General features: G+C 72.0%; 22 protein-coding genes. 4 read left to right on the plus strand and 18 right to left on the minus strand.

Translation table 11 applies throughout. The features are described 5' to 3' along the window. Positions 1 to 107 precede the first annotated feature (107 nt). Positions 108 to 392, plus strand: coding sequence for a hypothetical protein (locus VGW35_20220; GenBank protein HEV8309996.1), 285 nt, complete (start codon positions 108 to 110; stop codon positions 390 to 392). A gap of 123 nt (positions 393 to 515) precedes the next feature. Here the strand turns inward: VGW35_20220 and VGW35_20225 are convergent, their stop codons facing one another. From VGW35_20225 to VGW35_20240, 4 genes are all read right to left on the minus strand, one after another. Next, on the minus strand, positions 516 to 1,469 hold the full coding sequence (locus VGW35_20225; protein ID HEV8309997.1) for a M28 family metallopeptidase: 954 nt from the start codon (positions 1,467 to 1,469) through the stop codon (positions 516 to 518). A 55-nt stretch (positions 1,470 to 1,524) separates the two neighbouring features. Further along, positions 1,525 to 2,334, minus strand: coding sequence for a TatD family hydrolase (locus VGW35_20230; protein ID HEV8309998.1), 810 nt, complete (start codon positions 2,332 to 2,334; stop codon positions 1,525 to 1,527). Positions 2,335 to 2,340: 6 nt separating this feature from the next. Then, positions 2,341 to 3,447: a DUF5924 family protein gene (locus tag VGW35_20235; protein HEV8309999.1), complete on the minus strand. Its 1,107-nt coding sequence runs from the start codon at positions 3,445 to 3,447 to the stop codon at positions 2,341 to 2,343. 148 nt (positions 3,448 to 3,595) lie between these two features. Next, the gene (locus VGW35_20240; GenBank protein ID HEV8310000.1) at positions 3,596 to 4,159 is read right to left on the minus strand and encodes a thiamine pyrophosphate-binding protein; all 564 of its coding nucleotides are present in this window, start codon (positions 4,157 to 4,159) and stop codon (positions 3,596 to 3,598) included. A gap of 65 nt (positions 4,160 to 4,224) precedes the next feature. Here VGW35_20240 and VGW35_20245 point away from each other — a divergent pair, with 65 nt between their 5' ends. Further along, on the plus strand, positions 4,225 to 4,962 hold the full coding sequence (locus VGW35_20245; GenBank protein HEV8310001.1) for a VOC family protein: 738 nt from the start codon (positions 4,225 to 4,227) through the stop codon (positions 4,960 to 4,962). A gap of 12 nt (positions 4,963 to 4,974) precedes the next feature. Here VGW35_20245 and VGW35_20250 read toward each other — a convergent pair whose 3' ends face one another. The 5 genes from VGW35_20250 to VGW35_20270 are packed head-to-tail and all read right to left on the minus strand — an operon-like array spanning position 4,975 to position 9,854. Then, positions 4,975 to 6,153: a pyridoxal phosphate-dependent aminotransferase gene (locus VGW35_20250; protein HEV8310002.1), complete on the minus strand. Its 1,179-nt coding sequence runs from the start codon at positions 6,151 to 6,153 to the stop codon at positions 4,975 to 4,977. 15 nt (positions 6,154 to 6,168) lie between these two features. After that, positions 6,169 to 6,516 (minus strand): RidA family protein, encoded by a 348-nt coding sequence (locus VGW35_20255; protein HEV8310003.1) that lies wholly within the window; start codon positions 6,514 to 6,516, stop codon positions 6,169 to 6,171. A 37-nt stretch (positions 6,517 to 6,553) separates the two neighbouring features. Then, entirely contained in the window at positions 6,554 to 7,672 is a 1,119-nt protein-coding gene (locus VGW35_20260; protein HEV8310004.1) for a 3',5'-cyclic-nucleotide phosphodiesterase, read from the minus strand. Between the two features lie 31 nt (positions 7,673 to 7,703). Beyond that, the gene (locus VGW35_20265; protein ID HEV8310005.1) at positions 7,704 to 8,441 is read right to left on the minus strand and encodes a glucose 1-dehydrogenase; all 738 of its coding nucleotides are present in this window, start codon (positions 8,439 to 8,441) and stop codon (positions 7,704 to 7,706) included. Between the two features lie 45 nt (positions 8,442 to 8,486). Then, complete coding sequence (locus tag VGW35_20270; GenBank protein HEV8310006.1) at positions 8,487 to 9,854, minus strand: aspartate aminotransferase family protein; 1,368 nt, start codon at positions 9,852 to 9,854, stop codon at positions 8,487 to 8,489. 205 nt (positions 9,855 to 10,059) lie between these two features. Here VGW35_20270 and VGW35_20275 point away from each other — a divergent pair, with 205 nt between their 5' ends. Then, on the plus strand, positions 10,060 to 11,124 hold the full coding sequence (locus VGW35_20275; protein HEV8310007.1) for a branched-chain amino acid aminotransferase: 1,065 nt from the start codon (positions 10,060 to 10,062) through the stop codon (positions 11,122 to 11,124). 179 nt (positions 11,125 to 11,303) lie between these two features. On the opposite strand, the gene VGW35_20280 is transcribed toward VGW35_20275, so the two are convergent. The 3 genes from VGW35_20280 to VGW35_20290 are packed head-to-tail and all read right to left on the minus strand — an operon-like array spanning position 11,304 to position 15,385. After that, entirely contained in the window at positions 11,304 to 13,367 is a 2,064-nt protein-coding gene (locus VGW35_20280) for a DUF3488 and transglutaminase-like domain-containing protein (GenBank protein ID HEV8310008.1), read from the minus strand. A gap of 1 nt (position 13,368) precedes the next feature. After that, positions 13,369 to 14,397, minus strand: a complete 1,029-nt coding sequence (locus VGW35_20285) for a DUF58 domain-containing protein (protein HEV8310009.1) — start codon at positions 14,395 to 14,397, stop codon at positions 13,369 to 13,371. A 37-nt stretch (positions 14,398 to 14,434) separates the two neighbouring features. Further along, positions 14,435 to 15,385 carry a MoxR family ATPase gene (locus VGW35_20290; protein HEV8310010.1) on the minus strand — a complete coding sequence of 317 codons (951 nt, stop codon included), beginning with the start codon at positions 15,383 to 15,385 and terminating at the stop codon, positions 14,435 to 14,437. A 177-nt stretch (positions 15,386 to 15,562) separates the two neighbouring features. Here VGW35_20290 and VGW35_20295 point away from each other — a divergent pair, with 177 nt between their 5' ends. Continuing rightward, positions 15,563 to 16,789 (plus strand): FAD-dependent oxidoreductase, encoded by a 1,227-nt coding sequence (locus VGW35_20295; GenBank protein HEV8310011.1) that lies wholly within the window; start codon positions 15,563 to 15,565, stop codon positions 16,787 to 16,789. 59 nt (positions 16,790 to 16,848) lie between these two features. Here the strand turns inward: VGW35_20295 and VGW35_20300 are convergent, their stop codons facing one another. The 6 genes from VGW35_20300 to VGW35_20325 form a co-directional block, all read right to left on the minus strand. Then, entirely contained in the window at positions 16,849 to 17,310 is a 462-nt protein-coding gene (locus VGW35_20300; GenBank protein HEV8310012.1) for a ClbS/DfsB family four-helix bundle protein, read from the minus strand. A 59-nt stretch (positions 17,311 to 17,369) separates the two neighbouring features. Next, entirely contained in the window at positions 17,370 to 18,866 is a 1,497-nt protein-coding gene (locus tag VGW35_20305) for a tripartite tricarboxylate transporter permease (protein ID HEV8310013.1), read from the minus strand. A gap of 10 nt (positions 18,867 to 18,876) precedes the next feature. After that, complete coding sequence (locus VGW35_20310) at positions 18,877 to 19,329, minus strand: tripartite tricarboxylate transporter TctB family protein (protein HEV8310014.1); 453 nt, start codon at positions 19,327 to 19,329, stop codon at positions 18,877 to 18,879. A gap of 65 nt (positions 19,330 to 19,394) precedes the next feature. After that, entirely contained in the window at positions 19,395 to 20,372 is a 978-nt protein-coding gene (locus tag VGW35_20315; GenBank protein ID HEV8310015.1) for a tripartite tricarboxylate transporter substrate binding protein, read from the minus strand. Between the two features lie 83 nt (positions 20,373 to 20,455). Continuing rightward, positions 20,456 to 21,655: an acyl-CoA dehydrogenase family protein gene (locus tag VGW35_20320; GenBank protein HEV8310016.1), complete on the minus strand. Its 1,200-nt coding sequence runs from the start codon at positions 21,653 to 21,655 to the stop codon at positions 20,456 to 20,458. A gap of 227 nt (positions 21,656 to 21,882) precedes the next feature. Next, positions 21,883 to 23,064: an aminotransferase class V-fold PLP-dependent enzyme gene (locus tag VGW35_20325; protein ID HEV8310017.1), complete on the minus strand. Its 1,182-nt coding sequence runs from the start codon at positions 23,062 to 23,064 to the stop codon at positions 21,883 to 21,885. Between the last annotated feature and the right edge of the window lies 1 nt (position 23,065).

A 23,065-nucleotide genomic window follows, 5' to 3' on the forward strand; every position in this document is an offset into this window, starting at 1 on the left:
GTCCAGGTCAATCCCTCGGCTTATCAGGCGCTCGCCCGCCGTCACCGGGCCGGCGTCGCGCTGCTCGCCGAGTAGCCCGCCCTGAGGCGGTCTGGTAGAGTGGCCCCATGGCCGGACGCGTCATCCCTTTCCGGCAACCCGGGCCGGAGCCGGGCGAGGAGCCCCGGTTCGAGGAGGCGACCCGGGTCCGCGACCAGGCCGAGGCGCTCGTCGTGAAGAGCCTGCTCGAAGCCTACGGGATCCGCGTGCTCCTCCGGACCCACGTCGCCCAGTCCGTTCACCCCTTCACCGTGGGCGACCAGGGGGAGGTGCGGATCCTCGTCCCGCGCGCGGCCGTCGCCGAGAGCCGCCTCCTGCTGGCGCGGATCGCGCCCGGTCCCTCGTTTCCCTGATCGGGTCCTGGGAGGGGGCCTCGACGGCCCCCTCCCAGGCCCACCCCCAAAGGGTTGCGCGGACTACGCGACGCATCCGGCGATTGGCGTCATCGGCCGCTGATGACTCCGACACGGGGCCTGCTAATCGAGGAGACGGCAGACGGCTTCGAGCACCTGCTCGACGCGGGTGAGCGTCGCCGGCTCGAGGGTCTCCGGGCGATCCCCGGGCGTGTGGTAGGTCGTGAACGGCGGGGGCCGCCGCGCCGGTGAGACCAGGATCCCGCGCACGCCGCCGTAGATGAATGTCCGCAGCGCCTCGGCCGCCGCCGTGGGGACGACCGTCAGCCCGACCGCCGGCACGCCACGGTCGGCGAAGGGCCGATGATCGCTCCCGAAGAACGGGACCGGCTCGGCGAGGTGATAGGTCTCGTCGCGCCGGTAGCCGAGGGCCTCGACGGTCGCGACCCAGGCTTTGACCAGGGCACTCTCGGCCATCCCCGGGGTCACGTCCCAGAGGGCCAGGCTCTCGCCGATGCCGCAGAGCTCGAGGCTCAACACCCCCACGAGGTCGTCGAGGGGGGCGGTCCGCGCGTACACTCGCGAGCCGAGCATGCCCCGCTCCTCGTCGCCGAAGAAGGCGATGCGGACCCGAAGCCGCCGCGGCGGATCCGCGGCGAGCCGCGCCCACAATCCCAGGAGGATCCCGACCCCGGCGGCGTTGTCGTTGGCGCCGGGACTGCCGGGCACCGCGTCGTGATGGGCGGCCAGTAGCAGGGTGCGAGGTCCGGGGCCGATGTCGACGACGAGGCTCAGGCCAGCCCCTTCCACCGTGCGATAGGGCAGGCGCATCAGGGGGATCCCGCGGCTCCGGAGCGCGGCCTCCAGGATGCTGGCGCGCTGGCGGTTGGATCGGCCGGCGAGGAGCCGCGCGGTATCGAGCGCAGTCGGCGCGGCCAGGACACGATAGACGTCCAGGGGGAGCGGTGTGATCGGCGCCGCCGGGCTCCCGAGGTTCATGAGCCGCGCGGTCAGCACGTTGAGCGCGCCGCCGAGCGCGCGCCGGAGCTCCCGACGCCAGATGCCCGCCCCGCTCACCGGGCTCCCCGCGCGGAGGCACCGGCGCCGCGGGCGGGCCCCGGCCCGGGCCGGCTCACAAGCCGTCCGGGAGCGCCACACCCAGCAGCGCGCACGCGTTGCGTGTCGTCTGGCGCGCGACCCGGGCGACGGACGTATCGCGGAGTTCAGCGATCCGGGCGGCCGTCCTCGGGAGGTAGGCGGGCTCGTTCCGCTTTCCCCGCCAGGGCTGAGGTGGCAGATACGGGCAGTCCGTCTCGATGACGAGGCGCTCGAGGTCGAGGGCCCGGACGACCGTCTGCAGCCGTCCCGCGTTGGGGTACGTCACGGGGCCGGCGATCGAGACCAGGAGGCCGAGCGCGAGGCAGCGCTCGGCGACGGCGAGGTCGCCCGAGAAACAGTGCATGATCCCGCCGACCGCGCCGACGTCTTCCGCTCGAAGCACCTCGAGCAGGTCCTCGTGGGCCTCCCGGCAGTGCAGGAGGACGGGCTTTCCGACCTCCCGAGCGAGCGCGAGCTGGGCGCGCAGGGCCCGCCCCTGCACCTCGCGGGGGGAGAGGTTCCGGTAGTAGTCGAGGCCGATCTCGCCCACCGCGACGACCTCTGGCGCCCGCGCCAGCTCCGCGATCTCGGCGAGCGCCGCATCGCTGGCGCGTGCCGCGTCGTGCGGGTGAATCCCCACGGCGGCGAACACGCCGGGGTGCGCCGCCGCGAGAGCGACGGCGTGCCGCGAGGCCTCCGGGTCCGTCCCCACCGTCAGGAGCCGCCCGACCCCGGCCGCCCGGGCTCGCGCGAGGACGTCGAGCCGATCGTCGGCGAACTCGGGCCCGTGGAGGTGGGCATGGGTGTCGAAGAGAACGGCGGGGGACGCGTCGGCGAGCGCCATCGATTCTCAGGGCACGACCGAGAAGCGGAGGCGTCCGATCAGCTGGCCCGAGGCGGTCACCACGTCGACTGTCCAGCGCCCCCGGGGATCGCGGGGAAAGTCCGTCTTGTGGGAGTAGGTGCGGAAGCCGGCCCGCCGCCCTCCCAGCACGGGGGTCGGGAGCCGCACGGTCGTCGTCTCCCCGCCCTCGTGGCGCCATCGATGGATGATCGGCTGCCGGAGCCCGGCCGGTGCGTGCACCGGCGTGTACGCGACGAGGCCGCCCCACTCGGCGAGGGTCGTGACGGACACGCGCGATCCGATGGGCTCCACCGGCTCGAGGTTCCCGACCGCCCGCGCCAGGGTCGGGTTCGCGAGGTGAAGCGGCGCCGGGGGAACGAGCCCGGTGCCGAGCCACGCCAGGGCGGTCGCACCGGCCGCCGACAGCACGGCCCGTCCGAGGGCCGCGGGCCCGGACCCTGCCCCCTCCAGGAACACGGGGGCCAGGGCGAGGCCCGCCAGCGCCGCGCTCCCGAGGACCGCCCAGGCCGGCGGCACCCCCACCAGGGGCAGGGCGACGTTGAGGCCGGCGAAGAGCGAGAACGCGAAGAAGACGCGCCCGGCCCACGGATACGGATGGATGAGGGCCCGGTACCAGGGATCGATCGTGGTGACGAGCGCGGCCGCCGCGAGCAGGAGGAAGAAGGGCAGGGTGATGCCGTCGAACGTCGTGCTGGCGAGGTACCCCGGCAGGACGAAGAGGAGGAGCCCATGGTAGAGCGTCTGGATGGTGTAGTCGCCGGCCACCACCACGAGGCGGCGACCGCGGGCCAGCAGACGCTGGCGCGTCTCCGCGAGCACGGTGAACAGGAACCAGAGGACGACGATGTAGCCGACGATCCACGCGACGTGGGGCACCCCGCGCCGGAAGACCACGAGGGCAGCCAGGCCGCCAGCCAGCGAGACGACCGACACCGCCCAGCGGACGAGGAACGCGCGCCAGGTCGCCCACTCCGCGAGGGCAACGGTCCGCTGGCGGACGAACGGGTCGACCGGGGGTGGCGGCGACGTGTCGGCGGCGGAGCGCAGCGGCGGCTCCGCCAGGCTCTCGCGCCGGGAGCGGAAGACAGCCACAGCGGCGACGGGCCCTAGGTCGTCTCGGGGGGGTCTCGGAAGACCCCCCCGATGCCCCCCCGTCGTGGCGGCGGCGAAGCCGCCGCTCGGAGCACTCCTCGTTGCACCACACGCTCGGTGGTCGGCGCCGGGTTAGTCCGACACACGCCTAACTGGTTTCCAGGCCGACGAGCAGGGCCGCCGGACCGCGGCGCTCGCGGGCGAGCCGGTAGTACTCGGGGATGAGGTGGACGTCGTTCGGTCCCTCGAGCCGGGCGTGCGGGACCCCGAAGGTGTCGAGCAGGGGCTCGCAGTAGCGGACCATCGAGTGCCGGGAGTCGAGTGGGTCCTTGTCCTTCTCGCGGCCCAGGAGCCCGATCAGATAGAGGCTCGGCACACGGCCGTCGAGGGCCACGCCGCGGAGCGTGTTGATCGAGGCGTAGAGGCCGGCGTGCTGGATCATGAGCACGTACGGCTCGCCCCCGATATGGAGGCCGGCCGCGATCGCGTTGGCCTCGTCCTCGGTGGCGCACGTCACGACCCGAAGGGCGCGCTCCTTGTCGAGAGCGGCCAGCACCGTCCGCTGGTGGGTGTCGGGCACGCTCAGGATCCAGCCGAGGGGCTCGGGGCGCCGGGACCCCGACGGCCCCTCGGTGGCCGGCGCCGCCCGGGCCTCCCGAAAGGTCTCCTTGAGGGCGTCGATGATCAGCGATGCGGGGATCGATTCCGGCATGGATCGCCTCCTCGCGCGAGCCAGGCCTTATACTACCAGATGGACGGGAGGAGAGACGGGAACCGGTGGCCTCACCTTCGATCGTCTTCGACCACATCGCGATCGCGCTCGAGCGCATCGCCGAGGCGTCGCCCGTGCTCGTCGGCGCGCTGGGCGGCGTGCTCGAGGGGAGCCGGGCGGCCCGCGACTTCAGCTGGGCGTGCTGGCGCTTCGCCGGCGGCGGGCGCATCGAGGTGCTGGAACCACGGGGGGATGTCGGCTTCGTCCACCGCTTCCTGACTCAGCGGGGGCCCGGCATCCACCACGTGACCTTCAAGGTCCCGAGCCTCCGCGATGCGTGCCGGCGTGCCGAGTCCCTCGGCTACGACATCGTCGGGCTCGATGAATCCCGACCGGACTGGAAGGAGGCCTTCCTCCACCCCAAGCAGGCGCTCGGCATCGTGGTCCAGCTCGCCGAGGAGTCCCGGGCGGGCGAGTCGCCGCAAGGCGCCACGGCTCCCCCGGGACCCGGGAGCCCGCCGCCAGCCGTCCGGATCCTGGGGCTCCGGTTGCGGGCGCGCGCCCCTGATCGGGCACGGGTGCAGTGGGCCGGGGTCGTCCAGGGCGAGGAGCGCACGGGGGAGCCCGAGAATGGCGCGCTGGTCTACCGCTGGCCGGGCTCTCCGATGCGGATCGTCGTCGACATCGACCCGGCCGCCGACGAGGGCCCCGTCGCCGTGGAGTTCACCGCCGATCGGCCGGTCCGCTGGCCCGCCGGATCGCACCCGGCGCTGCACGGCATCCTCGCCGGGCGCGAACGCTGAGGGCGCGCGCGGTCAGCCGCCCGACCGCGCTCGGGCCAGCCCGGCTTCGAGGCGCGTGAGTCCCTCGGTGAGCGCGGCCTCCGAGGAGGCGTAGGAGAGCCGCAGGAAGCCCGCCGAGCGGGGCCCGAACGCCTCGCCGGGCGAGACGACGACGCCGTGATCGAAGAGGAGCCGCTCGGCGAGCGTCCGGGTGTCGGTCGTGATCGCGCGGACGTCGGGAAACACGTAGAAGGCCCCGTCGGGTCGGGGGCAGCGGACGCCGGGAATCCGGTTGAGCCGCTCCACCACGAGATCCCGCCGGCGCTCGTAGGCCTGTCGCATCGACTCCACGCAGTCCTGCGGCCCGGTAAGCGCGGTCAGCGCCGCCCGCTGGGTGGCGGCGTTCACGCAGGAGGCCACCTGCTCCTGCACCGTGGCCATGACCTGGAGCATCGGAGCCGGCCCCGCGAGGTACCCGATGCGCCAGCCGGTCATCGCGTACTCCTTCGAGAAGGAGTAGATCGAGACCGTCCGCTCGGCGAGCGCCGGGAACGACGCCGGGCTCACGTGGCGGACGTCGCCATAGACGAGCGCCTCGTAGGCTTCGTCGGACACGAGGAGCAGGTCGCGCCGGACCGCGAGATCCCCGATGGCGTGGAGGAGGTCGCGCGGGAAGACGGCGCCGGTCGGATTGCCGGGACTGTTGATGAGGATCGCCCGGGTCCGCGGGGTGATGGCCGCCTCCAGCGCCTCCACGGCCGGCAGATAGCCGCGCCCGGGGTCGGCCGGCACCCACACGGGCACGCCGCCGGCCAGCGTGATCTGGGAGGGATAGTTGCAGTAGCAGGGATCGGTGAGGATCACCTCGTCGCCGGGATCGATCCCGACCAGAAACGTCAGCATGAGCGCCTGCATCGCCCCGACCGTGACGAACACCTGGGTGGCCGGGTCGACCTCGACGCCGTTCACCTTCCGGAGCTTCTGCGCGATCGCGTCCCGTAGCTCGCGGTAGCCGGCGTTGGGGGAGTAGCGCGTGTAGCCCTCCCGGAGCGCCGCCTGGCCCGCCTCGACGATGTGCGGCGGCGTGGGGAAGTCCGGCTCGCCGACGGCGAGGCTGATCGCCCCCGGCACGTCCTGGGCCGAGTCGTACATGTGCCGGATCAGCGAGGGCGGTACGCGTCCGGCTCGGCTCCCGGCCCTGTCGCGCGGCATGATGGTCTGAACCCCTCAGATGGCGGCGATCACCGCGATCTCGACCAGGTAGCCGGGGCGGGCCAGGCGCGCCTCCACGGTCGCCCGGGCGGGCGTGTTGGCGGGGTCGACCCAGGCGTCCCAGGCCGCGTTCATGTCGTCGTAGGTGCCCATGTTGGCCAGCCACACGGTGGCCGAGAGGAGCTTCGTCTTGTGGCTCCCGGTGGCGGCCAGCACGGCGTCGATCTTCTTCAGGACCTGCTCGGTCTGGCCCTTGGCGCCGGCCGACGGATCGTCCGCGACCTGCCCGGCGAGGTAGACCGTGTTGCCGTGGACGACCGCCTGGCTGAGACGTGGCCCGACCTTGTGACGCGTGACGCTCATCGTGTCTCCCCCCTGTTCGAGGTGAACGGGCTGGTCATCAGAACTCGATCCGCTGGCCCTGTCGCGCCACGATGAATCGTACTCCCAAATCGTTGAGCTCGCCCAGCTGTTTGGCGATGCGATCGCGGGTGATCGGCCCTCGTTCGAGGACCGGCTTCACGTGAGTCACCACGACCACGAGATCCCGCAGAGCGTGCCCGCTGGGCGAGGGACCGGCGAGCTCGGCCAGCCGGCGGAGCTCCCGCAGCGCCCAGGTCGGCGTGAGGTGGCCGAAGAGAAGCGTATCGGGCCGGCCCTCGGGATACGAGGTCTCCAGGAAGATCCCGCGGAGCCGTCGATCGCGCACGAGCGGCGCGACCCGCGCCCACACCGCGGCCATCCGGTCGCTGCGCTCCACGGCGTCCGGCCCCGTGTCCCCGAGGTACAGCACGTAACTCTCGCCGGCGCGCAGCAGAAACGCCGTGGAGACGTCGCCGCCGTGGCTGAGGGGGAAGGCCTCGACGGTCAGGCCGGTGCCGGCGATCGGGTGCTCCTGGCCGGGGCTGAGCCGGACGTACCGGTACTTCTTGAGCGGCGTCCCCTCCCCTTCGTCGGCGAAGTTCGGCCAGACCTTCCAGTTGAACAGGTGATCCCGGATCCGATCGATGGTGGCGGTGAGGCCGAGGATCTCCTTGCTGGCGTCCTCCGGTGAATCGATGACGAGGCCCGCTACGTGATCCAGATGGGCATGGGAGACGAGGTAGGCCTTGACGGCATGCCGGAGGATCCAGCCCTCGGCGGCCAGCGGCGAGTCGAGCGGAGGCCGAACCGACCCGAAGCTTCCGAGGGCGTGTGCCCGCCGGATGCCCGAGAGCAGCGTCCCGGCGTCCAGCGCGACGAAGTCGCCCGAGCCGGCCGGCGCCAGCAGGTACGCCGACAGATCGTCCTGGCTCGGCCCTCCTCCGGCGCCGAGCACGACCGTCACGAAGCGCGGGGCCGGACGCTCGGCCATCCCGCCCGCGACCGCCCAGGTCGCGAGGGCGAGCAACCCGACGGCGAGCAGCCACCACCCGGCCCCCCAGCGAACGGAGTGACCCGGCAGCGTGGCCCGAACGTGCGCCGCTTCGAGCAGCGCTCCGAGCGGCGGCTGTGCCGCCGCAACCGAGAGGGGGGGCATCGGGGGGGTCTTCCGAGACCCCCCCGAAGAGCTACCGATCAAGGAACAGGCCCCCGCTCAGGTTCAAGTTGGCGCCGGTGACGTAGCTCGCCTCGTCGGAGGCGAGGAAGACGGTGGCCGCCGCGACTTCCTCCGGAGTGCCCTCGCGGCCGAGGGGGATCCGGAGGCCCGGCAGCGTGCCGCCGGCGGTGTCGCCCATGTCGGTGGTGATGAGGCCCGGCGCCAGGGCGTTGACGCGGATGCCCTGCGGCGCCAGCTCCCTCGCCAGCGAGCGCGTGATCGAGACCAGCCCGGCCTTGGAGGCGGCGTAGTGGGCGCAGGGATTGAGGCCACCGCTCCAGGCCGCGTCGGAGGCCACGTTGACGATGACGCCACCGCGCCCGGCCATCGCCCGCGCCGCCGCCTGGGCGCAGAAGAAGGCGCCCTTGAGGTTGACGTCGAGCAGGCGGTCCCAGTCGCCCTCCTCGAGATCGAGGACGGGCTTCCGCTGGAAGAGGCCCGCATTGTTGACCAGCACGTCGAGCCGCCCGAAGGCGGCCACCGCCGCTGCCACCACCGAGCGGGCCTGGTCCACGCGGCCGAGGTCGGCGGCATGCCAGACGGCTCGGCGGCCGAGCGCGGCGATCTCGGCGCAGACCGCCCGGCCCGCGGCCGCGTCGCGGCCGTTCACCAGCACGTCGGCCCCTTCGCGCGCGAAGGCGAGCGCGATCGCCCGTCCGATGCCGCGGGTCGCCCCGGTCACCGCCGTCGCCTTGCCCTGGAGCCGCATGGTCTCTCCCCGTGATCGGCCGCCCCGGGGCCGGCCGGCTCCGCCCTACAGTCGGGCGAGGACGGAGCCGGCCAGCTCGCCCATCAGGTCGTCGAACGCCGCGACCGTCTCGGCCACGTCGGCCTCGCTGTGCGCCGCGCTGGTGACGCCCCCGGTGTAGCTCATGAGGTCCACCCCGCGCACGCGCAGGCCGTTCTGAATGGCCGAGACGACGGGACCCGGGATCGACTTCAAGGTGGCGGCGTCCAGCGTGCGGAGCCCGTCGCGCGAGCGGCCACGGCCCGGCGCCCCTTCCAGGTAGATGTGGAAGGTGGAGGCCTCGCCGTAGACGTAGCCCGCGATCCCCCGGCGCTCGAGGACGGCGTCGAGCCCCTGGCGCAGTCCGGCCGCGATGCGATCGGCGTGCCGCTGGGGCTCCCCCGTCGCGACGATCGGCAGGCAGGCCAGCGCGGCCCCTGCCGAGACCGGGTTCGCGTTGAAGGTCCCGAGGTGGAGGACCCGCTCGTAGCGATCGTGCCGGGCTTCCCCGCGGATCGTCAGCAGGTCCATCACCTCCGCCCGGCCGCAGACCGCAGCGCCTGGCATCCCGCCGGCGATCACCTTGGCGTGAGTCGAGAGGTCGGGCGTCACGCCGTAACGCTCCTGGGCGCCGCCGGGTGCCCAGCGAAATCCCGTGATCACCTCGTCGAAGACGAGCAGGACGTCGTGACGGCTCGCGAGCTCGCGGACGCCCTCCAGGAAGCCCGGCCGCAGCGGCACCGTCCCCCACGACGCGCCGGACGGCTCGAGGATGATCGCCGCGATGTCCCGATCGTCGCGGAGCGTCTCGGCGAGGCGGTCGAGGTCGTTGGCCGGGATCATCACCGAGCCGAGCGCCGTCCCCGGGGCGAGCCCCCGGCTGGGCGAGACGTCGAAGGGATAGGCGAACCCCGAGACCAGGTCGTCGTGCCAGCCGTGGAAGTGTCCCTCGAACCGCAGCAGCTTCCCCCGCCCGGTGAAGGCCCGACCGAGCCGGGCGGCCAGCATGTTGGCCTCGCTTCCCGAGTTCACGAAGCGCACCCGCGCGGCGCACGGGACGAGTCGCGCGATCGCCTCGGCCCACTCGACCTGCGCCGGGTGATCGTTCCCGAAGTGCGTCCCCCGGCCCACCGCCTCGCGCACCGCCGCCACGATGGCCGGATGGGCGTGCCCGAGGAGAAGGGCGGCATTGCCCAGGCCGTAGTCGATGTAGCGGTGACCGTCCACGTCCCACTTGTAGGCCCCCTGCCCATGGGTGATGCAGGTCGGGACGGGACTCTGATGCCGGAGGTCGTGCCCCACGCCGCCAGCCACGGTAGCGCGCGCCCGCGCATACCAGGCCGCCGACTCGGGCCGCGTGGCCACCAATCGCTCGCTGACGTCCTGGCTGATCATGGAGGGCCTCCTTCGACCTGCCGGCGATCCCGCTCGACGGTTCACGCGCCCGCGCTCCGGACCTCGGAGCGGCATCCGAGAGGGTAGCACGGCGCCGCCGCTTTCGGGACGCAACCGCGAGCCCTTCGTCGGGTCCGCGGTGACACGACGGGGCCGGCGTGCTACACTGCTGGCCGCATCCTATTCCCTTCCAGCGAGGACGACGATGACCGACGCGATCCGGATCAACCGCGCCCCCACCAAGAAGCCCAGGCCCAAGGACCACGAGCTCGGCTTCGGCACGGTCTTCACCGACCACATGTTCGTGGCCGACTTCCAGGAGGAGAAGGGCTGGTACGATCCTCGGATCGAGCCCTACGGCCCGCTCTCCCTGGATCCGGCGACGGCCGTGCTCCATTACGCCCAGGGCATCTTCGATGGGCTGAAGGCCTTCCGGGGCCAGGACGGCAAGGTGCGCCTCTTCCGCCCTCAGAAGCACGTCGAGCGCCTGAACAACTCGGCGCGCCGGATGTGCATCCCGCAAATGGACCCGGAGTTCGCGCTCCGGTCGCTGGTCGAGCTGGTCCGGCTGGAGAAGGACTGGGTGCCGTCGAGCCTCGGCACCGCGCTCTACGTCCGGCCCGTCATCATCGCGTCCGAGGCCTTCCTGGGGGTGCGGCCGGCCAAGTCGTACATCTACTACGTGATCCTGTCGCCGGTCGGCGCCTACTACCCCGAGGGCATCAACCCGGTGAAGATCCTGGTCGAGGACACGCACGCCCGCGCCATCCACGGCGTGGGGGAAGCGAAGACGGGCGGCAACTACGCGGCGAGCCTCTACGCGGCCGAGGAGGCCCACCAGGCCGGCTTCACGCAGGTCCTGTGGCTCGACGCCCAGCACCGCAAGTACGTCGACGAGGTCGGGACCATGAACATCATGTTCCGGCTCGGCGACGAGGTGATCACGCCGCCTCTCGGCGGCACCATCCTCCCCGGCGTGACCCGCGACTCGGTCCTCACCCTGATGCGGGAGTGGGGATTCAAGGTCGCCGAGCGGCAGATCACGATCGACGAGGTCGTGGGGGCCGCTCGGGGCGGGACGCTCCGGGAAGCCTGGGGCACCGGGACCGCCGCCGTCATCTCACCCGTCGGAGAGCTCGCCTACAAGGGGGAGCGGCTGGTGATCAACGGGGGGCGGATCGGCGAGCTCACCCAGCGCCTCTACCAGGCCATCGTCGACATCCAGTACGCCCGGGTCCCCGACAAGCGCGGCTGGACGCTGGAGGTCTAGGTCATGGGAGGGGGCCTCGACGGCCCCTCCTAGGCCCACCCCCAGGGGTTGCGGCGGCAAAGCCGCCGCTCGGACGCTACTCGACGCATTCGGTGATCGGCGTCATCGGCCGCCGACCACTCGGACACGCTCCTGGGCTAAACCGGATCATTCGCGAGGCATGGCATCGACGGCGAGGGCTACACCCTCGCCACGTCGCGACGGGCAAGCGCGGCGAGGTACGCCTCGAGCGCGGCCGCCTCACCCGGGCTGAGGCGCGCCTCACCGAACCGGACGCGTTCGTAGGCGGCGGTCAGCGCCGCGAACCCCTCCGCGCAGGCCGGGGCGCCTCGTGCGACCCGCGCCGCGAACTCCCGGGCCGTCTCGCTCGGCTCCGGGCGCAGACCCCGCCGGCGGAGGGCGCGCAGCGCCCGCTCGTAGAAGCGTGGCAGGCGGATCCCGGCCCGCGGGGTCCGTCCCGGGAGCTCCCACCGCCAGACCCACGCGATCAGCCCACCCACCAGGACCACGACCCCCGACCACGCGAGCCCCGGCCCGCGCGCCCACTCGCGGGCGGCGGCGAGCGAAGGCCCCCAGGTGGCCTGCCGCCGGATCGAGGCCGCGGCCTCCATCTGATCACGAAGGCTCCAGTTGATGACGTAGCGCTGCCAGCGCATCCGCAGCGCATCGAGGTAGAGCCGTGCCGTCTCGAAGGCCCACTCCGCCCCCGCGTCGCCCCGGGGTGACGGGTCGAGCGTGACCCAGCCGGCGCCCCCGACGTAGGCTTCCACCCAGGAGTGGGCGTCACGGAGACGCACCATGAAGTAGCGGCCGTACGGGTTCCACTCGCCGCGCTGGAAGCCGTTCACGATCCGGGCGGGGATCCCGACACTCCGCAGCATCACCGCCAGGGCCGCCGCGAAGTACTCGCAGTTCCCGGCCCGGCGCACGAAGAGGAACTCCTCGACAGGGTCGAGGGTCGTCTGACGCTCGAGCGTCAGCGTGTAGCGGAACTCGCGGCTCAGGTAGGTCGTCAGCCGGAGCGCCGCCTCGTAGGGATCCGCGCTGCCCGTGGTGACCTGGCGGGCCAGTCCGGGAATCCGCGCCGAGAGCGGCGGAAGCTGGAGGTAGCGAGCGGCCGCCGCCGGGTCGAGGGTGGCCGGCTGGCGCCCGCCCGCCGATCGCCCCGCCGGGGGGCGCTCGAGCTCGGACACCACCGTGTACCGGAGCCGCGCCCGCGCCACCGGCACCGACAGGCTCCCGGTGTCGTCCAGGTTCACCGTGTCGGCCCGCAGCCGGACGCCCAGCACGCGCGGCGCGCCGAAGATGATCTCGGTGCCGAGCGGCTCGAGGTAGACCTCCTGGACGAGGATGCGGCCGGTGCCGCGCGGCGCGCTCACGGGAAAGTCGCCGCCCGGCATGCGGCGCAGGGCGACGCGGTGGACGTGGCGGATCGTCCAGGCCCGGCCGTCGAACTCGTCCAGCACGACGCCCCGCCAGCGGAGGTTGGGCAAGCGCTCGGGCTCCGGCACCCAGTCGGGGATCGAGACCCGCATGATGACCCGGTCATCCGTCTCGATCTGCCCGTAAGCGCCGAGCTCCACCCGGTCGGAGAAGCCCGTCACCAGCGGCCCCATGTGCGCCCGCAGTGGGAGCGCCGCCAGCCCGACCCGGGGGATCACGAAGAAGAGGCCGGCCGTGATGGCGAGCACCCCCAGGGAGGCGGCGACGGCGAGGCCGAGGAGGGCGCCGCTGGGTCCGGCGCCGCCAGCCCCGACCACCACCCGCCCCGGCACCGGCTCGGCCTCCAGCAGCCCCTGCTGCTGGAGCGTCACCCAGGTGGCGAGGACCACGAACGCGACGAAGACGAAGAGGAACCCGACGCCGAACGCGGACGCCGAGGCGGCGACGAGCATGAAAAAGGCGAGGAACCCCACCGTGCGCGTGTCGCGGACGGTCCGCAGGGTGACGAGCTTGTAGAAGACGAGGAAGAGCAGGAGGCGGACCAGCCCGTCGAGCACGGTCTCCGCGAGATAGAGGATGTCCACCATCGAGGCGGCGGCCGCGACCGCCACCAGCCCGCGCTCGAAGCCGGGCCGGGCCTGGACCCGCGGGCGGAGCCGATCGACCCGCCAGGTCACCGCCAGCGCGGCGATGGCGGCGGCGGCGGCGACCGGCTCGAGGAAGCCGCCGAGATGGAGCGCAACGAGCCCGTCGGCGACCAGGAGGTAGAGGGCGATCCGCAGCGCCGGCGTGGGCGACATGTCAGTCGAGCGAGATGCGGATCTCGCGGAGCGCCGCGGGTGACCCCGCCCCGCGCGCCGGCCCCGGCTCGTACAGGGCGAGCGCGGTGAGGATCCGCCGCGCGTGGCCCCGTCCCCGCCCGAGCGGGACGAAGAGGCCGGGACCGACCAGCTCGACCCCGCCTCCCGCCCGAACGAGGTGCATCATCAGCGACGCCGCCTCGGAGAGCCCGCGCTCGAGCCGGGCCGGGTCCCCCGCGCCGGTGCCGTCGAGCGTGAGCCGCGTGTCCAGGGTCGTGTCCTCCTCGAGCTCGCGCACCGTGAGGACCTGCGCCTTGGCGCTCGAGCGCCAGTGGATGAGCCGCGGGTCGTCTTCCGGTCGGTACTGGCGGAGGTTTCGGAGGTCGTCGCCGCGACCGCGCCGTCGGGTGGCGGCCCCGCCCGCGCCGCCGAGCTGCCGCAGCCGGTCCGGTGCCACCGGCCCCACCGCCGGGAACACCAGGACCTCGGCATCGAGGCCGACCGGCGCCGCCTTGACGAAGAGGCCGAAGGGAAACCGCGTGGTGATTCGCAATCCCGAGAGGCGATGGCAACCGCGGGCCGCCAGCGTGGCCTCCCAGGTGACCAGCCGCTCGGCGCCAGCCTCGAGCTGCGGCAAGTAGAGGACGCGCGCGACGGCCGCCCGGCGGCCGGGGCCGGCGCGCGGCCCGAGGATCTCGATGGCGACGGAGTGGGACGCGCGCCGCCGCTTCGCGTTGGCGACGATCGCCCCGAACAAGGCCGCGCGCCCCGCGTAGACCTCGTCCGGCAGCACCGCGGTCAGACGGAGGCCGCGCAGGGTGAGCTCGGACAGCACCCCGGAGACGACGATGAGCGCCAGCAGCATGGCACAGAGCAGGTAGACCAGGTTGTTCCCGGTGTTGACGGCCGCCACGCCGAGGCCGACGGCCGCGAAGAGGCACCACCAGCCGTCGCGGGTGGGCCAGGTGGTGTGGCGCGGCCGCAGCCGCCGCCACCGGCGCCGCCCGGCCTCGATCACCGCGGGACCCATGCCCTATCGACGCGTCGTGTGACTTGGCCCGGGCCGATCACCGCGGGACCGGGACGTCTTGCACAATGGCCCGGATCACGGCCTCGGCTCCGCTCCCACCGGCGCCCGGCTCCCCCGCCGGCGCCCGGGCGATCACCCGATGCGCGAGAGCCGGTACGGCCAGCGATTTGATGTCGTCCGGGAGGAGGAACTCGCGCCCATCCAGGAGCGCCTGGGCGCGGGCGGCCCGCAGCAGGGCCAGCGAGCCCCGCGGGCTCACCCCGAGCGTGAGGAGCTCGGAGCTCCGGGTCGCGGTCACCAGGGCCATCAGGTAGTCGAGGACGGCGTCGTCGGCGCGCACGCGATCCGTCGCGTCCTGGAGCGCCAGGACGTCGGCGATGCCGAGGACCGGCGCCAGCGTCTCGAGGGCCGGCGTGGCGGCGCCCCGGAGGATGACCTTCTCGTCGTCCGTCCCGGGGTAGCCGATCCGGATTCGCAGGAGGAAGCGGTCGAGCTGAGACTCCGGCAAGGGATAGGTCCCCTCGTACTCGCGGGGGTTCTGGGTGGCCAGCACCATGAACGGGCGCGGCAGCGGATAGGTCGAGTGGTCGAGGGACACCTGAGCCTCGTTCATGGCCTCCAGCAGGCTCGACTGCGTCTTCGGCGTGGTCCGATTGATCTCGTCGGCGAGCACGATGTTGGTGAAGAGGGGCCCGGGCTTGAACGCGAACTCGCCGCGCTCCGGCTGCCAGACCGAGACGCCGAGAACGTCGGACGGCAGCATGTCCGAGGTGAACTGGATACGCTGGAAGCCCACGCCGATGGACCGGGCGAGCGCCGCGGCCAGGGTCGTCTTGCCCACGCCCGGCACGTCTTCGATCAGGAGATGCCCGCGGGCGAGCAACCCGATGACGGCCAGGCGCACGACCTCGGGCTTCCCCACCAGGGCGCGCCCGACGTTCGCCTCCAGGCGGCGGATCAGCTCCAGGGCGGGTCCCACGGGACCCATAGTACCCCTGAATCCGGCGCCGCCCTACCGGGGACGCAGGAAAACCTGCGTCACGGAGTACGTCTCGCCCTGCCGCCAGACGCCGACGCCCGTCTCCGTGAGCTCGGCGCTCGCCGCACCAGTCCCTCCGCCGGCTCGCTGTTCCTTGTCGCGGACGGCTGTGCCACTATGGATTCGATGAAGGCCACCAAGTACCTGCTCATCGGCGGCGGGCTCGCCGCCGGCCAGGCGGCGAAGGCGCTCCGCGAAGCCGACGCGCACGGCCCCGTGACCCTGGTCGGCGAGGAGCCCTACGTGCCCTACGACCGGCCGCCGCTGTCCAAAGAGTTCCTGCGCGGCGAGAAGCCCCGCGACGCGCTCTTCTTCGACCCCGAGTCGTACTTTCACGAGCACGCGGTCGAGCTCGTCCTGGGCACCACCGTCGAGCGGCTCGACCTCGCCGGCAAGACCGCGGCGCTCGCCAACGGCGAGGTGGTCGCTTTCGAGAAGGCGCTCATCGCCACCGGCGGCCGGCCCGTCCGCCTGCGGCTCCCCGGCGGGGACCTTTCGGGCGTCCACTATCTCCGGACCCTGGACGACTCCGCCGCCATCGCGGCCGAGGCATCCCCCGGCCGGCGCGCGGTCCTGATCGGCGCGGGCTTCATCGGGATGGAGGTCGCCGCCTCGCTGACCCAGCGGGGCGTCCGGGTCACCGTCATCGAGACCCAGCCCCACATCTGGGCCCGCTTCGCCGACGCGACGCTGGCCGGGTTCGTCCAGGACTGCTGCACCCGTCGCGGCGTCGTCTTCCACACGAGCGAGGCGGTCCGCGAGATCCGCGGGGAGAGCCGAACATCGTCCGTCGTCACCCGGTCCGGGAAGGAGCTTCCCTGCGACTTCGTGTGCATCGGCGTGGGAATCGTGCCCAACGTCGAGCTGGCGCAGGCGGCCGGCCTGGCCGTCGACAACGGCGTGGTCGTCGACGAGCACCTCCGGTCGAGCCACCCGGACGTCTACGCGGCGGGCGACGTCGCCAACTACCTCGACCCCGTGGCCGGCAAGCGGCGCCGAGTGGAGCACTGGGGCCACGCCGAGTACTGCGGGCAGCTCGCCGGGCAGAACATGGCCGGGTCCGGCAACCCTTACGACCTCCTCACCTACGTGTGGTCCGACATCTTCGATCTCCACCTGGAGTTCGCGGGCGACGAGAGCGAACACGACCAGGTCCTGCTGCGGGGCCGCCTCGAGGACGGGGCCTTCACCGTCCTCTACCTGAAGGGTCACGTGCTGACCGCCTACTTCGCGGTCAACACGGGCTCGAAGGAGTTTCCCGCCCTCCAGCGCCTCATCCGGCAGAAGAAGGACCTGGCCGGCCGCGAAGCAGAGATCCAGGACCCGACGTTCGCCCTCAAGGGGCTCCGCTGAGCGCGAGCGCATCGAAGAGGAGCGCGCGGTACATGGTCAGGCTCCCGGCTGGTGCCGCCTCAGATGCCCTTGGCCTCCCGCCAGGCGCGGATCTGGTCGCCGTGTTCCTTGTAGTGATGCGCGCTGTTCAAGTCGACGATCCGGTAGGCCGTCCGGTCCGGCTGGTAGCGCTCCTCGGGTACCCGGTCCGCGGCCTGCATGAAGTAGGCGTGCGATCGATCGAACTCGAGGAGAACGTCGGTCACCTCCCGGTCGCGGGCCGCCGCCGCGAACGTCGCGTTCCAGGCATCGGCGTCTTCGTAGCTGACGCCCGGCGGGACCGGCCGCTCGCTGCGGGCCAGCCGTTCCAGGGCCGGCCCGAGCTCCCGATGCCAGCCGGACATGTGGGCCACGATGTCCCGGATGCTCCAGGCTCCCAGCCACACCTCGGTGAGCCGCTCCTCGTTGAGCCCGTCGATCGTCTCGTGAAAGGCGGTGTACTCGCGCGCCGCCCGGGCCAGCAGGTCCTGCTTGTGGCTCATGACGTCTGTCCTCCCCCGATCCATCTTCGCATAGATCGGCGCCCGGCAGGCGTGACGCGTCAGTCGGCGCCGCCGACCCGCCGCGTGCGCAGGGCCGGCGCCGCCATCACGATCAGGATCAGGACCGTGGCGATGACGAAGCCGAGGCTGATCGGCCGGGTGAGGAACACCGAGGGATCGCCGCGCGACATCAGCAGCGCCCGCCGGAGATTTTCCTCCAGCATCGGCCCCAGCACGAACCCGAGCAGCATCGGCGCCGGGCTGCACCCGAGCTTCAGCCATACGAACCCGATGATCCCGAAGACCGCCGCCAGGTAGACCTCGAACGAGCTGTTGTTCACGCTGTAGATGCCGATGGCGGAGAACACCATGATGGCGGGAAAGAGGAGCCGATACGGCACCCTGAGCAGGCTCACCCAGAGGCCGACCAGCGGCAGGTTGAGCACGACCAGCATCAGGTTGCCGATCCACATGCTCGCGATCAGCCCCCAGAACAGGTCGGGCTTCTGGGTCATCACCGACGGGCCGGGGGTGATGCCGTGGATGGTGAGCGCGCCGAGCATCAGCGCCATCGTGCCGCTGGCGGGAATCCCCAGCGTGAGCATCGGGATGAACTTGCACTGGGCGTCCGCGTTGTTGGCGGACTCGGGACCCGCCACGCCCTCGATCGCGCCGTGGCCGAACCGCGACGGATCCCGGGCCACTCGCTTCTCGAGCATGTAGGAGGCGAACGAGGCGATGGCCGGCGTGGTGCCGGGCAGCACGCCGAAGAACGCCCCGAGCCCGGTTCCTCTGAGGATCGGTCCAAAGGATCGCTTCAGATCCTCTCGGGTCGGGAAGAGCGTCATCGCCCCGGACGTGAAGACCTGGCGCTCCTCCGTCTCGCCGAGGTTGCTCACGATTTCGCCCACCGCGAACACGCCCACCGCGACGACGACGAACCCGATGCCGTCCGACAGCTCGGTGATGCCGAAGCTGAAGCGCGCCAGGCCGGAATTGACGTCGATGCCCACGATGCCGAGGAGCAGACCCATGGCCACCATGGCCAGCGACTTGATCATGTCCCCGTGGGCGAGCACGGCGGCGGCGACCAGCCCCATCAGCATCAGCGAGAAGTATTCGGGCGCCCCGAATTTCAGCGCGAGCTCGGTGAGCGGCGGGCCGAACAGCGCGATCAGCAGCGTGCACACCGTGCCGGCAAAGAACGAGCCGATGGCCGCGATCGCCAGCGCGGGCCCGGCGCGTCCCTGCCGCGCCATCTGGTATCCGTCGATACACGTGACCACCGCGGAGGTCTCGCCCGGCAGGTTGACGAGGATGGCCGTGGTGGAGCCGCCGTACTGGGCCCCGTAGTAGATGCCGGCCAGCATGATCAGCGCCGCCACCGGCGAGACGTTGAAGGTGAGCGGCAGCAGCATGGCGATCGTGGCCAGCGGGCCGATGCCGGGCAGCACCCCGATCACGGTGCCCACCAGCACGCCGACGAAGCAGTACAGCAGGTTCTGCAGCGAGAACGCGACGCTGAATCCGAAGATCAGGTTGCTGAACAGTTCCACGCCGGGCCGATCAGAAATCCGCGATCAGCGGATAGGGCAGGCCGAGGCCCCAGATGAACACCGCGACCGAGAGCACGGTCAGGAACACGGTACACCAGAGGACCTCGCGCCACTTGAACTCGCGGCCGGCGGCGGCCGATCCGAAGATCAGGGTCACCAGTGCCGGGATGAAGCCCGCATGCTTCATCAGGACGCCGAACAGGACCAGGGAGAGGGGCAGCAGGACCAGGGCCCGGGGCGACCAGCTCCCCTGGACCTTCTCGTTGCGGTAGAACCCCCTGACGAGCACGTAGAGGCCGAACAGGGCGAGGATCCCGCCCAGCACGCGCGGGAAGTAGCCGGGTCCCATGCGCAGCGCGGTCCCGAGCGGGTAATTCCGGGCGAGGAACATGGACAGGGCGCCGGTCCCGGCCAGCATCAGACCGGCCCAGAAATCCTTGTTGTCGCGAAGCGCCGGCCTCACCGACGACTCAAGCGACGGTTCCGGCCTCCCGGGCGGGCGGCGTCATCGGGCCGGTCCGTCCGCCGCTACGGCTGCAGGCTGATCCCCGCTTCCTTGACGACCCGGGCCCATTTGAGGATCTCCGCCGCGATGAACCGGCCGAACTCCGACGGGTCCATCCGTACCGCCTCGGCGCCTTCGACCTCGAACCGCTTCTGCGTTTCCGCCGAGCCCAGGATCACCGAGAGTTCCTTGTGCAGCCTGCCGACGATCGCCGGCGGGGTGCCGGCCGGGGCCAGGATGCCCCACCAGTTGTTCGCGTCGTACCCGGGCACGCCGGCCTCCGCGATCGTGGGCACCTCCGGCAGGGCGGCGCTGCGCCTCGATCCGCCGGTGGCCAGCACTTTGAGCCGGCCGGAGCGGACGTGGGGCAGCATCTGGATGAGCGAGCCGATCGAGATCTGGGTATTGCCCGCAATGACGTCGATCGTCGCCGGGCCACCCCCCTTGAACGGCACCTGCACGATGTCGATGCCGGCCTGAATCCTGAAGAGCTCGCTCGCCAGATGCTGGAAGGTTCCGGGACCCGCGGTGGCGGCATACAGCTTGCCCGGCCTTTCCCGGGCGAGCGCGACGAGGTCCTTCACCGAGTTGACCGGAAGCCCGGGAAAGACGGCGAGGGCGACCGGCCCCGTTCCCAGCATGGCGACCGGGACAAAGGACTTGATCGGATCGTAGGGCAGCTGCTTGTAGAGCGACGGGTTGAAGGTATAGGCGACCGAGACCAGCAGGAGCGTGTGGCCATCCGGCGGCGACTTCGCCGCGATCTCGGTGCCGATCAGGCCCCCCGCTCCGCCGCGGTTGTCCACGATCACCTGCTTGCCCAGCCGCTCGCCGAGCTGCGCGGCGATCATGCGCCCGACGATGTCGTTGCTCCCGCCGGGCGGAAACGGAACGATGAGCCGCACCGGCTTCGTCGGGTACGACTCGGCCGCCGCCAGGACGCTCGAGTGGGCGAGCAGGAGTCCCACGGTCGTCAGCAGCAGTGCTCGCCTGGCTGGCATGCGCCCACTCCTAGCGGCGGCTTTGCCGCCGCAACGATCCTTGGGTCTCGGAGGGGGTGTTCCGACACCCCCTCCGATTGAACTCAGTAAGACCGGGGCAGCTCCAGCACGTGCTCGGCGATGTAGTTGAGGATCATCTCGCGCGAAATGGGCGCCGTCCGGAGGAGGCGCGTGCCTTCCCAGGCGTGGATGATGTCGTACTCCTCCGAGAAGCCATAGCCGCCGAGGGTCTCGATGGCCCGGTCGGCCGCCTTCACCCCGACCTCGGCCGCCATGTATTTGGCCATGTTCGCGTAGGTTCCCACGAGCTGGGGCGGATCCCCGCGGTCGAAGGCCCAGGCCGCGCGGTAGGTCAGCAGGCGCACGGCGTCCAGCTCGATCCGCACCTCCGCCAGGGGATGCGCCAGCCCTTGATGAGCCCCGATCGGCCGGTCGCCGAAGACCTTGCGCTCGCGCGCATACTCGCAGGCCCGCCGCAGGAGATAGGCCACGGTGCCGCAGGAGGAGGCCGCGGCCAGGATCCGTTCGGGGTTCAGCGAGTTGAAGAGGGCCTCGGCCCCCCGGTGCTCCTCGCCCACCATGTTCTCGGCGGACACCCGCACCCGGTCGAAGAAGAGCAGGAACTGGTTGTACCCCTCGATGCCGTGCATGGGCAGCTGCCGCTTTTCGAGCCCGGGCGCATCGGTGGGGACGACGAACAGCGAGAACCCGTGCGCCTTGGGGAGCTGGCGGGCCGTCACGTCCTGGTACGGCACGCTCCGGGTGACCAGCAGCATGTAGTCGGCGACGTCGACCCCGGTGATGAAGACCTTGCTGCCCGTGATCTCGTAATGATCGTCGACGCGGCGGGCCAGCGTGCTGATCCGAAAGGCGTTCGAGCCGGCGTCGGGCTCGGTGATGGCAAAGCAGAACCGGAGCTGGCCGGTGGCGATGCCGGGGAGGAATCGCCGCTTGAGCGCTTCCGAGCCGTTACGGACAATGCACAGGGCGTCCATCCCGGTCAGCACCATGATGGTGTTGGAGCCGATGCCCGCGCTGCCGAGCTCCTCGAGCCCGAGGACGAGCGCGGTGAGGCCGAGGCCCGAGCCCCCGTACGCCTCCGGGATCAGGCTCCCCATGAGGCCGGCTTCGGCCAGCGCGTCCCACAGTTCCGGGGGGTAGCGGCGGTCCTTGTGCATCAGCGCGCGGAACTCGCGACGCCGGGGCTCGAAGCGCGCGGCGATGTCGCGGATCACCTTCTGGATCAGCTTCTGGTCTTCGGTCAGCTCGAAGTCGAGCGCCACCGGGCCTCCCCCGACGCGACGATTGCCGCCAGTCTAGGTCATTTCGGGGGGGTCTCGGAAGACCCCCCCCGATGCCCCCCCCATCGTGGCGGCGGCGAAGCCGCCGCTCGGAGCGCTCCTCAATGCGCCACGCGCTCGGTGATCGGCGCCGGGTTTACTCCGACACGCGTCTAGGACCGGGGACGAGGGGCGTCAACCGGCGCGACGGACCAGGCCCACCCGGGGCGTCACCCGGCCCGCAGCGCCGTCAGCGCGGTCGCCAGCCGCTCATAGTCGGCCGGCGTGTTGTAGAGCTGGGCCGAGACGCGCAGGAGCCGCTTGGGCGAGGCCGGCCATGTCATGACCGGCACCTCGATGCCGTACCGATCGAGGAGCGCGTCCGGCCAGGGGTCGTAGAAGTGACCCCGTCCGGGCGGCGGCCCCGGGCCGTCGGGCAGCGGCATGGACGCCAGCGAGCCCAGCATGCCCTCGGGACAGGGCGGCGGCACGCCGAGCGCCGCGCACAGCACCTCCCGGGCCGCCCGCGCCGTGGTCCGGTTTCGCGCCATCAGCTCGGGCCACCCGCCGGGCAGGAGTCCCCCAAGATAGCGGATCGCCTCCGGTAGGCACAGGTACGGCGTCGGATCGGAGGTGCCGGTCCAGTCGAACTCGAGCCGAAACCGGGAACGGTCCGTGCGCGGCGAGTTGGCGCCGTGGCTGATCGACAGGGGCCGGATCGACGCTTGCCGGTCGCGCCGCACGTGGAGGAAGGCCGCCCCTTTCGGAGCGCAGAGCCACTTGTGGCCGTTGCCGGTGTAGTAGGCGGCGCCGACCGCGCGGAGGTCGAGCGGCACCATCCCCGGGGCGTGGGCGCCGTCGACGAGGGTGTCGACCCCGCGGGCGGCGAGCTCGGCGACGAGCCGGCCGATCGGGAAGACGAGCCCGGTCGGGCTCGTCACGTGATCGAGGAGCGCGAGTCGGGTCCGGGACGTGACGCGGGGCAGGACGGCCTCGACGACCCGGTCGGACCCGTCCAGCGGGAACGGCACCGCCACCACCACGGCCCGCGCCCCCGCCCGGGCGGCGACCGCTTCCACGGCGTTGCGGCAGGCGTTGTACGCGTGGTTCGTCACCAGGATCTCGTCGCCCGCGGCAAAGGAGAGGGAGCGCAGCACCGTGTTCACTCCGGCCGTCGCGTTCGAGACGAACGCGAGATCGTCGGCGTCGGCGCCGAGGAAGGCGGCCAGCGATGCTCGCGCCGCGTCGAGCCGCCCCTCCAGCTCGCGGGAGAGAAACCGCACGGGCTCGGCCTCCATCTCCTCGACCAGGCGCCGCTGGACGTCGAGCACCGCCCGCGGGCAGGCGCCGTACGAGCCGTGGTTGAGGAACGCGACGGCGGGATCCAGACCCCACAGCTTGGCGACGTCCACG

Source organism: Candidatus Methylomirabilota bacterium (genome assembly GCA_036005065.1).
Lineage (GTDB): Bacteria > Methylomirabilota > Methylomirabilia > Rokubacteriales > DASRDR01 > DASYQW01.